Raw genomic sequence first — 16,541 nt, 5'->3', positions numbered from 1 at the left:
CTTTGTAAAAAATTAAACGATGACGAACAACGATATCTTAAAAAAACTTCGCGTGGCTTTAATGCTCCGTGATGACCAAATAGTTGAGATTTTAGAATTAGTAGATTTTAGAATTTCAAAATCAGAATTAGGAGCTTTTTTCAGAGCCGAAGATCATGAAAATTATATGGAATGCGGCGATCAGGTTTTGCGTAATTTCCTGAACGGATTGGTAATTCATTTAAGAGGAACAAAAGAAAATCCTAAAAACCCAAACGATGTTTTAGCAAAACATAAAGCAGAAATTCCGAAGAAAGACAGCACAAAAGAAAGACCTGAATTTAAAGCAAGTGCGAAAGATGCTGAAAAAGGAAGAGGCGATAAAGCACCTTCTAAAACAGGAACTGCGGCTAAAAAACCTTTTAAGAAAAAACCTGCTGCACCTAAAATACAGGTGGTAGAAAAGGTTGTCTATAAAAACGGAAAGAATAAAAAATAATTAACCGCAAAGAGCGCTAAGAATTACGCAATGTTCGCAAAGCTATATTGATAAAGCTTTGCGAACTTTTGCGTTTATATAAAACCCTACAAGTAAAAACCTTGCGCACTTTGCGGTTAAATTGACCTGAAAAAAAAAGCCTCCGATATCGGAGGCTTTTCTATATAATTGATTTCTTATTTGATTAAGAAAGCGCAGCTTTAACTTGATCTGCAGCTTCTTGAAACTGAACAGCAGATAAGATTGGCATACCAGAATTGTCAATTAATTCTTTTGCAATTTCAGCATTTGTTCCTTGCAAACGAACGATAATTGGCACTTTAATAGCATCACCCATATTTTTGTAAGCATCAACAACACCTTGAGCAACACGGTCACAACGAACGATTCCTCCAAAAATGTTAATCAAAATAGCTTTTACGTTTGGATCTTTCAAGATAATTCTGAAAGCAGTTTCAACACGTTTAGCATCAGCAGTTCCACCAACGTCAAGGAAGTTAGCAGGCTCAAAACCAGCGTATTTAATTAAATCCATAGTTGCCATTGCAAGACCAGCTCCGTTTACCATACATCCTACAGTACCGTCAAGATCTACATAATTCAATCCTACTTCTTTAGCTTCAACTTCGATTGGGTTCTCCTCACGGATATCTCTCATTTCAGCATACTTTGGTTGTCTGTATAAAGCATTATCATCGATATTTACTTTAGCATCAACAGCCATAATTTTGTTATCAGATGTTTTCAAAACCGGGTTGATTTCAAACATAGAAGCATCAGAACCAATGTAAGCATTGTAAAGTGCGTCGATGAATTTAACCATTTCTTTGAAAGCATTTCCGGAAAGACCTAAGTTAAAAGCAATTCTTCTAGCCTGAAAACCTTGTAAACCTACAGAAGGATCAACCTCTTCAGTAAAGATTAAGTGTGGTGTGTGCTCAGCAACTTCTTCGATATCCATTCCACCTTCAGTAGAATACATAATCATGTTGCGTCCTGTAGCTCTATTCAATAAAACAGAAACATAAAATTCAGAAGTTTCACTTTCACCAGGATAGTAAACATCTTCAGCAACTAAAACTTTGTTTACTTTTTTACCCTCAGCAGAAGTTTGAGGCGTAATTAATTGCATTCCTATAATTTGTCCTGCAATTTCTTCAACTTGTTGTAAATTTTTAGCCAACTTAACTCCACCACCTTTTCCACGACCACCTGCGTGAATTTGTGCTTTAATCACATGCCATCCTGTTCCGGTTTCGGCCGTTAATTGTTTTGCAGCAGCTACAGCTTCAACTGCATTGTTAGCCACAATTCCGCGTTGAATGCGTACTCCGTAACTTGCTAAAATTTCTTTTCCTTGATATTCGTGTATGTTCATAATATAGAATTTGTCTGGTTCTGAATTTAGTTCAGAATAAAAGTGCGACAAAAATAGCAAAATTCAACTTAAAAGTAAAATCTTTTTTAATTAAAAAATGCCTCAAATTTATATAAGGGAGTTATTCTTTTTTAAAGAAAAGTAATCGTTAAACAATTGCATGCAAATTGTTAACTAAAAATCACTATATCGTTTGATATTTAACAAAAATATCAATGGTTTCAATAGCTAAGCGCCAATTTTTCCTAATATTATTTAAAACATATTGTGATTTTATCATTTCACAATGGTTTAAATAAAATTATTATCATTTAAGAACCCTTTTTCTAATATTACTATAAAAATGTAAGCCAAATGACATTTTCAATACATTATGTTTAACGAAATCTTTATTTTTGTAGAAAAAATATCAAGAATGAGAGTTAAAGAACAAGGGCTTTATTTGCCTGAATTTGAACACGACAATTGTGGTGCAGGATTTATTTGTAATTTGAATGGTATTAAATCTAATGACATCATTCACAAAGCATTGGACATCTTAATAAAATTGGAACATCGTGGTGCAGTAAGTTCTGACGGACGAACTGGTGATGGAGCCGGAATTTTATTTGATATCCCACATGATTTTTTTAAAAAAGTATGTGATTTTGAAATCCCTGAAACGCGTGAGTATGCAGTAGGAATGGTTTTTTTACCAAAAAGCAAAAACCAGGTATCATTTTGCATGAACACCTTTGAATCAACAGTTAAAGATCAAAATCTAAAGATCTTAGGCTGGAGAGATGTACCTGTTGAAGTAGAAAATTTAGGGCAGATTGCCGCAGAAAAAGAACCAACTGTTAAACAGGTTTTTGTTAGCAAAAACGGTCAGGATTTAACAGAACAAGAATTTAATGCAAAACTTTTTGCAGCTAGAAAAATCGCTGAACATGCTATTAGAGGATCTAAAACCTCTGAAAGCCACATGTTTTATTTCTCTAGTTTATCGACAACTACCATAATATATAAAGGTTTATTGATGCCGGAAGACATCAGCCGTTATTATGTTGATTTAAAAGATCCCGATTTAGTGACACGCTTGGCGCTTGTACACCAACGTTTCTCTACAAATACTTTCCCTTCATGGGATTTAGCACAGCCGTTTAGATACATGTGTCATAATGGTGAAATCAATACGCTTCGTGGAAACGTAAGCCGTATGCGCGCCCGTGAAGAATTAATGCAAAGCAAAGTTTTTGGTGATGACATCAAAAAATTATTCCCAATTATCTTAGAAGGAAAATCAGATTCTGCTTCTATGGATATGGTGGTAGAGCTTTTATTAATGACAGGTCGTTCATTGCCTGAAGCCATGATGATGGTAGTTCCTGAAGCCTGGGAAAAACACCAGACCATGTCTCCTGAAAAAAGAGCATTTTACGAGTTTAACGCTTGTATTATGGAACCTTGGGATGGCCCTGCTTCTATTCCGTTTACAGATGGTAACGTAATTGGTGCCCTATTAGACAGAAACGGATTGCGCCCTTCTCGTTATACATTGACAAAAAGTGGTTTCGTAATCATGTCATCAGAAATTGGTGTATTGGATATCGATCCCGAAGATGTAATTCAGCATGGTCGTTTAGAGCCAGGAAAAATGTTCCTTGTGGATATGAACGAAGGCCGTATTATCGAAGACGAAGAAGTTAAAAAAGCGATAGTTACAAAACGTCCTTATAAAGAATGGTTAGATGCCAACTTATTGCCATTATCTAAAGTTCCGTACACAAATAATCCAACTCCGGTTGAGAAACTGGATTTCTTAACGAGACAAAAATTATTTGGTTATACAATTGAAGATTTAAAAACAATCATCAACCCAATGGGAGGTCAGGGAGCTGAAGCTATCAGTTCTATGGGTAACGACACGCCTTTGGCTGTATTGTCAGACCAGCCTCAATTGTTGTACAACTATTTCAAACAATTATTTGCTCAGGTTACCAACCCCCCTTTGGATGGTATTCGTGAAGAAATCATTACTGATATTAGTTTAGCAGTTGGTGGAGATTTCAATATTTTTGAAATTGAATCGAAACAATGTAAAAAATTAAAAATCCAAAATCCGGTTATTTCTAATGAGGATTTAGATAAAATAAGAAACATTGATCACGCAGATTTTAAATCGGCTACAATTTCTACTTTATATAAAATAGAAAAAGGAGTGAATGGTTTAGAACGTGCTCTTGAAAAATGTGTTCAGGCAACTTTTAAAGCTGTTTCTGAAGGTTGCAATGTAATCATATTATCAGACAGAGGTGTTAGTGAGCAAATGGCGCCAATTCCTATGTTACTGGCTTGTTCTTACATTCACCACTCTTTGAACATTTTACAGGTTCGTTCTAAATTCGGAATCATAATCGAATCTGCAGAACCTCGTGAACCGCATCATTTTGCTTTATTGTTCGGATACGGCGCAAGTGCGATCAATCCATACATGGTAAATGAAATCATTCACGATCAGGTAAATCAAGGGTTCATTAAAGGTGTAAAAGCTGATTATGCAATTGTAAATTACAACAAAGCGATTGCAAAAGGAATCGTTAAAATCATGAACAAAATTGGTATCTCTACTTTACATTCGTACAGAGCTGCCCAGATTTTCGAGATTTTAGGTTTAAACAAAACCTTTACTTCTAAATATTTCCCTTACACACCTTCAAGAATCGAAGGAATTGGTTTGATTGAAGTGGAGAAAGAAGTGAAAAAACGTTTCCAAAAAGCATTTCCAAATTCAAAAGTGGCAAGTTTGCTACCTTTAGAAATTGGAGGAATTTACAGATGGAGACGTGGCGGTGAAAAACACATGTTTAATCCAACAACTATTGCAAAATTACAACAAGCTGTTCGTTTAAACAGTCCTGAAAGTTATAAAGAATACTCTAATATGGTCAATGAGCAAAGCTCTAACTTAATGACTATTAGAGGAATGTTTGAATTCAATAATTTAGATCCAATTTCTATTGATGAAGTAGAACCCTGGACAGAAATTGTAAAAAAATTCAAAACAGGTGCAATGTCTTACGGATCTATCAGTAGAGAAGCACACGAGAATTTAGCAATTGCAATGAACAGAATTGGCGGAAAAAGTAACTCTGGAGAAGGTGGAGAAGATCCGAAACGTTTCCAGAAAGAAATTAACGGAGATTCGAGAAATAGTGCAATCAAACAAGTGGCATCTGGACGTTTTGGTGTTTCGATCAACTATTTGACAAACGCTAAAGAAATCCAGATTAAAATGGCTCAGGGAGCAAAACCTGGTGAAGGTGGGCAGCTTCCTGGAGAAAAAGTAGTGCCGTGGATTGCCGAAACGAGAAACTCTACACCTTATGTAGGTTTAATTTCGCCTCCGCCTCACCACGATATTTATTCTATTGAGGATTTATCTCAGTTGATTTATGATTTGAAAAATGCAAATCGTGAAGCACGTGTAAACGTAAAATTGGTTTCTGAAGTGGGTGTTGGAACTATTGCTGCCGGTGTTGCCAAAGCAAAAGCTGACGTTATCCTTATTTCAGGTTATGATGGAGGAACGGGTGCTGCACCATTAACTTCATTACAACACACTGGAATTCCGTGGGAACTTGGTTTAGCCGAAGCACAGCAAACTTTAATCTTAAATGATTTAAGAAGCCGTGTGGTTTTAGAGTGTGACGGACAATTAAAAACAGGTCGTGACGTAGCAATCGCTGCATTGTTAGGAGCTGAAGAATTTGGTTTTGCAACTGCTCCGCTTGTTGCTTCTGGTTGTATTATGATGAGAGCTTGTCACTTAAATACATGTCCGGTTGGTATTGCAACTCAGGATCCAGAATTGAGAAAAAATTTCAAAGGAACTCCGGAGCACGTAATCAACTTTATGTATTTTATTGCTGAGGAACTAAGAGAAATCATGGCGCAATTAGGCTTTAGAACCTTAAAAGAAATGGTGGGTCAGTCACAAAAATTAAATGTGAATAAAGCGATCAAACATTACAAAGCCAATGGTTTAGACTTATCTTCTATTCTATACAAACCGGAAAAAGCGAAAACGGTTCCGAATCACAATACAACAGAGCAGGATCACCAGCTTGAAAACGTATTGGATTTTGCCATCATCAAAGAAGCAATTCCTTCTATTTATAGAAAAGAAAAAACAAGAGTTACATTTAAAATTAAAAATACAGACCGTTCTGTAGGTGCCATTTTGAGTAATGAAATCTCAAAAATCTATGGTGCACAAGGATTACCTGATGATACTATTTTAGTTGATTTTGAAGGTTCTGCCGGACAAAGTTTTGGTGCTTTTGCAACAAACGGATTGTCGTTTAAAATTCACGGAAACTGTAATGATTATTTAGGAAAAGGACTTTCGGGAGGAAAATTGATTATCAAAGTCCCTCCTACTGCAACCTTCAAACCTGAGGAAAACATCATTATTGGAAACGTTGCCTTGTACGGAGCTATTACCGGAGAGGCTTATATTAATGGAATGGCCGGAGAGCGTTTTTGTGTGAGAAATTCCGGAGCAACTGCGGTTGTTGAAGGAATTGGAGATCACGGATGCGAGTACATGACCGGTGGTACAGTGGTAGTTTTAGGAAAAACAGGAAGAAACTTCGCAGCTGGTATGAGCGGTGGTGTAGCTTATGTTTATGATCCAAATCAAAAATTTGATTCAACATTATGTAACATGGAAATGGTTGCATTCGATCCGATGGAAGAAGAGGATGTTACAAAACTAAGACGATTAATCAAAAATCATTCATTGTACACCAGCAGTCCATTAGCAAAAAGAATTTTAGCAGACTGGGAAAATGAGCAGAAACATTTCGTAAAAGTAATGCCAACTGATTACAAAAAAGCATTACAACGAATTGCAGAAGAGAAAAAAATAGAAGAATTAATAGCTGGATAAATGATTTTAGAATTCAGATTTTAGATTTTAGATTTATTTACGATGTCTTCCTGAGCGAAGTCGAAGGATTTGGAATTTGGAATTTAAACATTGGAATTTTAAAACTTTATTTTAATTAAAAATGTCATGGGTAAAATAGGCGGATTTAAAGAATATAGCAGAGCCGACGAAAGTAATTTAGCAGTAGCAGAACGTGTTTCGAACTACAACGAATTTACTATTCCGTTATCTGAAGAAAAGAAAAAAGAACAAGGATCAAGATGTATGGATTGTGGTATTCCTTTTTGCCACAGTGCTTGTCCGTTAGGAAATTTAATTCCTGATTTCAACGACATGGTGCATCAGGAAGAATGGCAAGGTGCTTTGGAGATTTTACAATCTACTAATAACTTTCCGGAATTTACAGGCCGCTTATGTCCTGCTCCATGTGAGAAATCATGTGTACTAGGAATAATCAAAGAACCGGTTGCTATCGAAAATATCGAGAAAAACATTATTGAAAGAGGTTTTGCAGAAGGATGGATCAAACCACAAACACCAAAAACAAGAACAGGAAAAACAGTTGCTGTTATTGGTTCAGGTCCTGCTGGTTTGGCAGCTGCACAGCAATTAAACAGAGCCGGACACACGGTTACGGTTTTTGAAAGAGACAATGCCATTGGAGGTTTATTACGTTACGGAATTCCAAATTTCAAATTAGAAAAAGGAATTATTGACAGACGTGTAGCAATCCTTGAAGCAGAAGGAATCACTTTTAAAACTAACGTAAATGTTGGTGTTAACTTTAGCGTTGAAGAACTAAATGCATTTGATTCTATCGTATTATGTGGTGGAGCAACTGAAAGAAGAAGTTTGCCAACAAAAGGAATCGAAAGCAAAGGCGTTGTTCAGGCAATGGATTTCTTAACTCAACAAACTAAAGTTTTATACGGAGAGTCAATTCCCGACCAGGTAATGGCAACAGGAAAAGACGTAATCGTAATTGGTGGTGGAGATACAGGTTCAGACTGTATCGGAACATCAAACAGACACGGTGCAAAATCAGTTACTAACTTTGAGATTTTACCAAAACCACCTGTTGGAAGAAGCGAATCAACTCCTTGGCCTTTCTGGCCGCTGCAGTTAAAAACATCTTCTTCTCATGAAGAAGGCTGCGACAGAAACTGGTTAATCAATACTAAAGAATTCATTTCTAATGACAAAGGAGAATTAACCGGATTAAAAACAGTTGAAGTTCAGTGGAAAATGACTCCGGGTCAGCGTCCTGAATTGATCGAAAAAGAAGGTTCTGAGAAAATCTGGCCTTGCGATTTAGCTTTATTGGCTTTAGGATTTACAGGTCCTGAAAAAACTTTAAGCGAACAATTGGGTCTTGAAGTTGACATGAGAAGCAACTATAAAGCAAAAAATTATCAAACGAATGTACCACACATTTTCACTGCTGGTGATATGCGAAGAGGACAATCGTTAATTGTATGGGCTATTTCAGAAGGTCGCGAAGCAGCAAGAGAAGTAGATTTGTTCTTAATGGGCTCTACCAACTTGCCAACCAAAGGAAACGGAGACTTACCGAGTCTCTAAACCTTATAACACACAACTAACATAAGCCTCTGATTATTTCAGGGGCTTTTTTTGGCCACAGATTTCACAGATTAAAAAGATTTTTTGTTTGCCACGAATTGCACTAATTTCCACTAATTTCTTTTTTTTGCGCTTCTAAAATTAAACATAGCCCGTGGTTTCAACCACAGGGACACAATAGATGATTACGTCCAATTCCCAACGTTTCCCTTATTGAGATCACCGGCTATGTTTTGAGCCTTTACGAAAAATCCAAAATTAAAAAATCTTATCTTCAGACATAGCGAGCGGTTTCAACCGCGGGGAAATAATATCCAATTACGGCAAATCTGCAACGTTCCCGTGGTTGAAACCATGGGTTATTTTTTATGCATTTTTAGGAAATTCAAAATAAAAATTCGCGAAAATTAGTGCAATTCGTGGCAAAAAAATCTGCGCTAATCCTTTAATCTGTGGCAAAAACTTAGTAACTTAGAGTCTTAGCTCCTTAGTACCTAAAAGAATTTTAAAAAAATTCGAAATACACGACTTTTTGTTTAAAAACAAACAATTTGTTATAATTTGTTATTTTTCTACAAAAAATTTGCCGTTACTCAAAAGTGTAATAACTTTGCCCAAAATGATTTAAAAATGCAAGCAAAAGATTTACTGCAGTTAGCAGACCAATTTGGAAGTCCATTATATGTTTATGATGCCGAAAAAATCCAATCACAGTACAATAGATTAACTAAAGCTTTCTCTAAGGTAGAAAACTTAAGAGTTAATTATGCCATGAAGGCATTGTCAAACGTTGCGATTCTTCAGTTATTAAAGAACATGGGATCTGGTTTAGACACTGTATCGATTCAGGAAGTTCAATTGGGGCTTCATGCTGGCTATGATCCTGACAAAATTTTCTTTACACCAAACGGCGTTTCTTTAGAAGAAATCGAAGAAGTTGCTGCAATGGGTGTACAAATCAATATAGACAACTTATCGATTCTGGAGCAATTCGGAACAAAATATCCACAAATTCCGGTATGTATTCGTATCAATCCGCACGTAATGGCGGGAGGAAATGCTAATATTTCTGTTGGACATATCGATAGTAAATTCGGAATTTCGGTACATCAAATACCGCATATTTTGCGAATTGTAGAAAATACAAAAATGAGTATTGTTGGAATTCACATGCACACAGGATCTGATATTCTTGATATTGAAGTTTTCTTATATGCAGCTGAAATCCTGTTTGATACAGCAAAACACTTCAAAGATTTAGAATTTCTGGATTTCGGAAGCGGATTTAAAGTACCTTACAAAAAAGACGATATCGAAACTGACATTGAAGAATTAGGCAAAAAATTATCAAAAAGATTCAACGCTTTCTGCGCAGAATATGGCAGAGATTTAACGTTGATTTTCGAACCGGGAAAATTCCTGGTGAGCGAAGCAGGTTTCTTCTTAGCAAAAGTAAACGTTGTAAAACAAACAACCTCAACAGTTTTCGCCGGAGTAGACAGTGGTTTCAACCACTTAATCCGTCCGATGTTTTACGGCTCACAACACTATATTGAAAACATCTCAAACCCAAAAGGAAAAGAGCGTTTTTACTCTGTTGTCGGATACATTTGCGAAACAGATACTTTTGCCAACAACCGAAGAATTTCAGAAATTACCGAAGGTGATATTTTAGCTTTCAGAAACGCAGGAGCATACTGTTTCTCAATGTCTTCAAACTATAATTCAAGATACAAACCAGCCGAAGTTTTATGGATGAACGGTAAAGGGATCTTAATTCGCGCTCACGAGACTTTCGAAGATTTACTTAAAAATCAAATTCCGTTGCCACAAGAAATTGCTGCAACAGTTTAAAATAAAAAAAAGAGAATATCATTGCAATCCCGTTTCTTAATTGAGGCGGGATTTTTTTTATTGTAGATGTTATCGTTTGTCAGGCTGAGCGTTCCGATCCCGAAGCTTCGGGAGGGAGAAGCCCCGCAAAGCAAAATCGCCAAATAGAACACGGATGACGCGGATTCGCTTTGCGAAAACACGGGGTAAAACGGATTTTTTATCCTAATATTTTAAACTAAATCTTGCCAGACTGAGCGTCACGATCCCGAAGCTTCGGGAGGGAGAAGCCTATGCCCTTTTGTAGATTAATACGGCTCTAAATTTCAAGCCCAAAAAATAAATCAAAATTAATTTGCCTATCTACTAATAGGTAGTATCTTTGTGAAAAATATTGGACATGACAACACGAGAAATAATCATCGATAAAGCAGACGAGCTAATTAGAAATAAAGGTTACAATGCTTTTAGTTTTAAAGACATTTCTAATGATATTGGAATAAAAACTGCTTCAATTCATTATCATTTTCCGACGAAGTCAGATTTGGGTGTTGCTACAATCAAAGAACATATAGAACGAGTTGAAATTTTGAAAAAAGAAGTTGCCAACCAGTCTCCCCAAATCAAACTTGAAGCTTTTTTGGCTGTTCAGGAAAAAATTAAACATGAAAATAAAGTTTGCATTGTAGGTTCTTTAGCAACAGACCTGAACACGCTGGATGATAGTATAAAAACAGAATTGCAATTATTTGCCAACATTGTTCTTACCTGGGTGACCGAAATTTTAACAGAAGGAAAAGAACTCAAAGTATTTGATTTTCAAATTCCTGCAAGAACAAAAGCATTAATGATAATCACTAATATGATTGCAATTGTACAATTATCAAGACTTACAGATCATCACGATTTTGAAACTGTAAAAGAAACAATCCTACAAGAATTAAAACCCAAAAAATAATGAAAAGAGTCGTAATAACAGGACTAGGTGCAGTAACACCCATTGGTAATACTGTCGCAGAATATTGGCATTCTTTGATTAATGGAGTTAGCGGAGCCGCTGAAATAACAAAATTTGATACCGCAAATTTCAAAACCAAATTTGCCTGCGAGGTCAGGAATTTTGATCCGCAGCATATATTTGAAAAAAATGAAATAAGAAAATATGATCTTTTTACCCAATATGCATTGTACGTGGCTGATGAAGCGATCAGGAATGCCAATATCAATTTTGATTCTTTAAACAAAGACAGAATCGGCGTTATATGGGGTTCTGGTGACGGAGGAGTTTCGACATTTGAAGAACAAATTGGAGAATACAAATTAGGCAACGGAATACCAAGATTTAGTCCGTTTTTCATTCCCAAAAGAATTATAAATATTGCATCGGGAGCAATTTCTATTAAATACGGACTTCGCGGAATTAATTACACCACTGCTTCTGCATGTTCTGCAAGCAATACCGCAATTATCGATGCATTCAATTACATTCGTTGGGGCAAAGCCGATATGATTATTAGTGGCGGTTCTGAAGCCTCTGTTGCCCCATCCTCAATTGGTGGTTTTAACGCCTCAAAAGCCTTATCTACCCTCAATGATGATTACAGTAAAGCTTCCCGCCCATTTGATATAACCCGAGACGGGTTTGTCTTAGGCGAAGGTGCCGGCGCTGTTATAGTAGAAAGTTACGAACACGCCATAAAACGAAATGCTGTCATTCTTGCCGAAATTGTTGGCGGAGGATTGGCCGGCGATGCGTATCATTTAACAGGAACACATCCGGATGGTGCAGGTGCAATTCTGGGAATGGAACTGGCGCTTGAAGAAGCCCAAATAACACCAGATCAAATAGATTATATAAATGCACACGCCACCTCTACTCCAACCGGTGATTTGAGCGAACTCAAAGCAATGGAAAAAGTATTTGGGATAAAACCTAATGCTAACATTAGTGCAACAAAATCCATGACAGGGCATTTACTTGGCGGAGCCGGCGCAATAGAAGCAATTGCCTGTATAAAAGCGGTTCAGGAAAACATTGTTCCACCAACCATAAATACAGAAACAGTCGAACCCGATTTCGCAAATAAATTTAACTTCACATTAGGCAAAGCACAACCAAGAATAGTAAACTACGCCATGAGCAACACATTTGGTTTTGGAGGACATATTGCAAGTTCAATATTTAAAAAATTTACTGAATAGTTTAAAATCAATTACGTTGCCACAAGAAATTGCTGCAACAGTTTAAAATAAAAAAAAGAGAATATCATTGCAATCCCGTTTCTTAATTGAGGCGGGATTTTTTGTTTTTAGTTTCACGCAGATTTTGCAGATTGAGCAGATTTCATTTTACACAATCTTTGTCAGGCTAAGCGTCCCGATCCCGAAGCTTCGGGAGGGAGAAGCCCCACAAAGCAAATCGCCAATGTACAACGCGGATGACGCGGATTCGCTTTGCGAAAACACGGATTAAAACGGATTTTTTATAATAATATTAACTCAATCTTGTCAGGCTGAGCGTCCCGTGACTTTGGCAGAAGCCTAGCCTTTTTTGTCATTTCGATCCCGAGACTTCGGGAGAAAAATCACATGCGAGACTCGACAAAGATTGGCAATAGAACGCGGATGACGCGGATTCGCTTTGCGAAAACACAGATTAAAACGGATTTTTATACTCCAATATTGTCAGGCTGAGTGTCCCGAGACTTCGGCAGAACCCACACAAAGTAACCACAAGTTTGTCATTTCGACGTAAGGAGAAATCGCACGCGTAACTCGACAAAGATTGGAATTTGAAACTTTAAACCTTAATATTAATAATCTGGGCATCTCCCTCCGGGCCGGGCTTTCGGCTATATCTTTTGCTCCGTTCCACTTCACAAAAGGATACCGCCTCTATCCCTGATGCAGTTTTATATGTTTTTTTTAGTTTTTTTTACTCATTTATATTAGTCAATTCTGTATTGAACGCTTGCAATGAAAATAAAATTTCAGAAAAGCAATGATTAATTCCTATCAGAAAAATAATATATTTGTTTTCTGCAAAAAGCACCTGAATAGTATCACACCAAATAACTATGTTTTTTACTGATAACAATTTTTTTAAAGAATTTTAAATACCTTTGAATTATGAGCACGACATCAAAACCAAAACATATTGGCAGAAATATTAGCCGAATCAGAGAACTTCGAGGTATGAAACAAGAAGCACTTGCGCAGGCAATTGGTACAAATCAGCAAGCTATTTCCGGAATTGAAGGTAGTGAGGAAATTGATGAAAAAAAACTTGCTAATATAGCAGAAGCACTTGGTGTTACGGTTGAAGCTATCAAAAGTTTTTCTGAAGAAAATGTATTTAATTATTTCAATACTTTTAATGAATCTGTTACAGGAAGCTTTATTACTAACAATTCTTGTAATTTCAATCCACTTGATAAAGTTGTTGAACTTTATGAACGCTTGGTTCAGGCAGAAAAAGATAAAAACGAATATTTAGAAAAATTATATAAAGGAAAATAATATTCTAAAAAACCTTTTTTGGACATTAAAAAATTATATCAACGTTTCTTTTACCTTAATACCGGTCCGAAAAACGGCAGTAAACCAACGACCTTACTTTCGTGTATTGAAGCTTTTATAATATTGATGTTTTTTATCATTTTAAAGAAAACTCTATTTTCAAGTTTAAAAATTGACTTTCCTATTGTCTTTGTTTTTTTTGCAGCAATTTGTCTCGTTATTGAATATTTCAATAAGAACGAATTTAAAAGACAATATGAATATTTTACAACGCAATGGAAAAATGAAACAAGAAAAACACAGATAAAGTATATAATTTATAATGTCGTTTTTTTGATTTCTGTTTTTTTATTTTGTCTCTATACTCTGTCGATTTAATATTACTATACAAAGTAATGACAATAAATCTTCCCGCTAGAGCGAGCGTCTCGCTCGTGAACACACGCCAGACAAATCTATCAATATAAAACCAAATAGGCACTAGCGGGATGCTCGCGTCAACGAGTTTTTTGCTTCCCACATCAAAACCAACTTCAAAAACTCAAATAAAAATACTATTTTAGCAGGCCAAATCAAACCCAAAAAACCATGAACACCACATTTCCCCTACTGATATTAGTCCTAATATTTACCACAAATACCTTCAGCCAGACCATTGCTGATTTAAAATTAAAACCAAAAGAAATTCCGAAAGGCGGTTACACTTTAAGCGACGGTAATATTTGTGTGACGCCTCAGGCCTGCACTTTTTATAATGACATTGAAACGTACAGCAACATTGTTGGAACTGTAAAGAGTAAAGCCATTCAAAATTTTAAAAACAAAGCAGACGGTGGGTCAATCATGTATTTTGAATTTGAAAACAGGTTCAAAGGTGATCGTTTTTTGCAGGGATTATTATGGGGAAAAGAAGGCCAGCCAAGCGATGAGCATCCGGAAGAATATCTGGTAAAGGGAAAATTTCTGATTATCTGGAGTTTTCACCCAGACAGCCCCGTCAGAGAAAAATCAGAAGCAAAAATAGAAGCGCTTTTACCATAAGCAACGAGACTTTTAGTTTTTGAACTTGCAGAAGGTCTACAGCTTTCAACATTTAATATTATCTTCGTATTAAAAACTCTTCATCTTAAATCTAAAAAATGAAACCACAAATACGAATTCTGCTGTATTCAATAATGTTTTTTTTATACCTAACGGCTACTCCTTTTTTACTCTCGTTGGGCGAAATATTAAAAACTGACCCTTACCTGACTTTAGGATTTGGTTTTGCCTGCTTAAATCTTATTTATGCTTTTTTGGCTTTAAAATGGAACCCGTTATTAAACATACTGTTTTCTGTTGCAATTGCAGCTTTAGCGTTATTCTTAGCGTTGAAATTTACCAATTTGCATCTGTTTTTAAAATATGATCCCTATCAGGTTAAAACTGCGATATTCGCCAATGCTATTTTTTCAATTATCTTTTGGGAAATTGTGTATCAGGTGAAAATCAGGAAAAGCTAAAATATTGCCACCAGCTAAAGCTTGAGGCAATTCATTTTTAAATACTTAAAAATATTTATTAGATTTACTGCTAAGTATTTAAAAATCAAACCCATGAAACGACAGCCATCAATAGACATAGTCCGCGGAATTGTAATGATTATCATGGCGCTGGATCATGTTCGGGATTTGATGCATGTCGATTCTATTACGCAGAGTCCGACCGATTTGGCTACTACTACACCTTTGTTGTTTTTCACACGTTGGATTACCCATTTATGCGCACCAATTTTTGTTTTTCTGGCAGGGACTTCGGTGTATCTTTCGCTTCAGAACAAAAACAATATTGCAGAAAAAAGACAACATTTATTAAAAAGAGGTTTTTGGTTACTCGTTGTTGAATTTACTATTGTCAATTTTGGGCTCTTCTTTGATATTGGTTTTCATACCCTATTATTCGAGGTGATAGCCGCAATAGGTTTTGGTTTTATTATTTTAGGATTGCTTTTAAAAATCCGTTCCAAAATTTTGGGAATTATCGGATTGATTATAATCTTTTCTCACAATCTCTTACCGCTTATTCCGTTTGCAGAAAACTCAACTTTAAAAACGGTTTTATCGCCATTTTTTAGTCCAATAGTAATTCCGTTTTCCGGCAGGGCTTTTATTATGGGGTATCCGCCAATTCCCTGGCTGGGAATCATGTTGGTTGGTTTTGCAACAGGAAAATTCTTTATGCTTGCAGAAAAAAGGAAAAAACTATTTGTACAAATTGGCCTCGGCGCTTTAGGCTTATTTATCGCCGTTCGGTTTCTCAATATTTATGGTGATCCGGTTTTATGGTCAATACAGAAAGATGCTGTATTTACATTTTTGTCTTTTATGAATGTGACCAAATATCCGCCTTCACTATTGTTTTGCCTGGTAACTTTGGGGATTTTGTTTTTGTTGCTTGCCTTCGCAGAGCAATTTCAAAACCGAATTAAAAAAGTGGCTTTGGTCTACGGAAAAGTGCCGTTGTTTTATTTTGTGATTCATTTTTATGTCATTCATATTCTCACCTTGATTATGCTTATTCTACAAGGATTTAATTGGTCTCAATTGGAATTTGCATCGGGAACTTTTGGAAGACCAAAGGGAGTAGAAAGCGGTTTATCGCTTTGGGCAATCTATCTGATCTGGATTTTTGTTGTGGTGATTCTTTACAAACCTTGTCTATGGTTTGGGAAATATAAGGCTGAAAATCAATATTGGTGGCTGAAGTATATCTAAACTTTATTTATAAAATTCATCAAAGGAGCTACAGATAGTGTATCTCCTTTTTTATTAGTTAATTAT

11 protein-coding genes are annotated in these 16,541 nt (G+C 36.0%); 10 read left to right on the top strand and 1 reads right to left on the bottom strand.

The window, feature by feature from the left end; genetic code table 11:
- Positions 1 to 19: 19 nt before the first annotated feature.
- A complete protein-coding gene (locus JOD96_RS06355; RefSeq protein WP_209563440.1) occupies positions 20 to 478 on the top strand; it encodes a DUF1456 family protein in 459 nt (152 codons plus the stop codon).
- A gap of 184 nt (positions 479 to 662) precedes the next feature.
- Here JOD96_RS06355 and sucC read toward each other — a convergent pair whose 3' ends face one another.
- Positions 663 to 1,856, bottom strand: a complete 1,194-nt coding sequence (sucC, locus tag JOD96_RS06350; RefSeq protein ID WP_042566560.1) for an ADP-forming succinate--CoA ligase subunit beta — start codon at positions 1,854 to 1,856, stop codon at positions 663 to 665.
- A gap of 415 nt (positions 1,857 to 2,271) precedes the next feature.
- Here sucC and gltB point away from each other — a divergent pair, with 415 nt between their 5' ends.
- The 9 genes from gltB to JOD96_RS06305 all read left to right on the top strand — a co-directional run bounded on the left by gltB (position 2,272) and on the right by JOD96_RS06305 (position 16,475).
- Positions 2,272 to 6,789 carry a glutamate synthase large subunit gene (gltB, locus tag JOD96_RS06345; RefSeq protein ID WP_209563439.1) on the top strand — a complete coding sequence of 1,506 codons (4,518 nt, stop codon included), beginning with the start codon at positions 2,272 to 2,274 and terminating at the stop codon, positions 6,787 to 6,789.
- A 126-nt stretch (positions 6,790 to 6,915) separates the two neighbouring features.
- The gene (locus JOD96_RS06340; protein WP_209563438.1) at positions 6,916 to 8,370 is read left to right on the top strand and encodes a glutamate synthase subunit beta; all 1,455 of its coding nucleotides are present in this window, start codon (positions 6,916 to 6,918) and stop codon (positions 8,368 to 8,370) included.
- 561 nt (positions 8,371 to 8,931) lie between these two features.
- Complete coding sequence (lysA, locus tag JOD96_RS06335) at positions 8,932 to 10,224, top strand: diaminopimelate decarboxylase (protein ID WP_262898515.1); 1,293 nt, start codon at positions 8,932 to 8,934, stop codon at positions 10,222 to 10,224.
- A 379-nt stretch (positions 10,225 to 10,603) separates the two neighbouring features.
- Positions 10,604 to 11,161 (top strand): TetR/AcrR family transcriptional regulator, encoded by a 558-nt coding sequence (locus tag JOD96_RS06330; protein ID WP_209563436.1) that lies wholly within the window; start codon positions 10,604 to 10,606, stop codon positions 11,159 to 11,161.
- Positions 11,161 to 12,405: a beta-ketoacyl-ACP synthase II gene (gene fabF / locus JOD96_RS06325; protein ID WP_209563435.1), complete on the top strand. Its 1,245-nt coding sequence runs from the start codon at positions 11,161 to 11,163 to the stop codon at positions 12,403 to 12,405. The genes JOD96_RS06330 and fabF overlap by 1 nt, the downstream gene beginning before the upstream one ends.
- 927 nt (positions 12,406 to 13,332) lie before the next feature.
- Complete coding sequence (locus tag JOD96_RS06320) at positions 13,333 to 13,722, top strand: helix-turn-helix domain-containing protein (RefSeq protein ID WP_209563434.1); 390 nt, start codon at positions 13,333 to 13,335, stop codon at positions 13,720 to 13,722.
- Between the two features lie 588 nt (positions 13,723 to 14,310).
- Positions 14,311 to 14,763, top strand: coding sequence for a hypothetical protein (locus tag JOD96_RS06315; protein WP_209563433.1), 453 nt, complete (start codon positions 14,311 to 14,313; stop codon positions 14,761 to 14,763).
- A 98-nt stretch (positions 14,764 to 14,861) separates the two neighbouring features.
- Positions 14,862 to 15,224, top strand: coding sequence for a hypothetical protein (locus JOD96_RS06310; protein WP_209563432.1), 363 nt, complete (start codon positions 14,862 to 14,864; stop codon positions 15,222 to 15,224).
- A gap of 93 nt (positions 15,225 to 15,317) precedes the next feature.
- Positions 15,318 to 16,475 (top strand): DUF1624 domain-containing protein, encoded by a 1,158-nt coding sequence (locus JOD96_RS06305; protein WP_209563431.1) that lies wholly within the window; start codon positions 15,318 to 15,320, stop codon positions 16,473 to 16,475.
- Positions 16,476 to 16,541 lie beyond the last annotated feature (66 nt).

Source organism: Flavobacterium sp. 1355, assembly GCF_017833415.1.
In the GTDB taxonomy this organism is placed as follows: Bacteria; Bacteroidota; Bacteroidia; order Flavobacteriales; family Flavobacteriaceae; genus Flavobacterium.
Note: the sequence above shows the minus strand (reverse complement) of the source record. Positions and strands in the feature narration are given on the sequence as shown.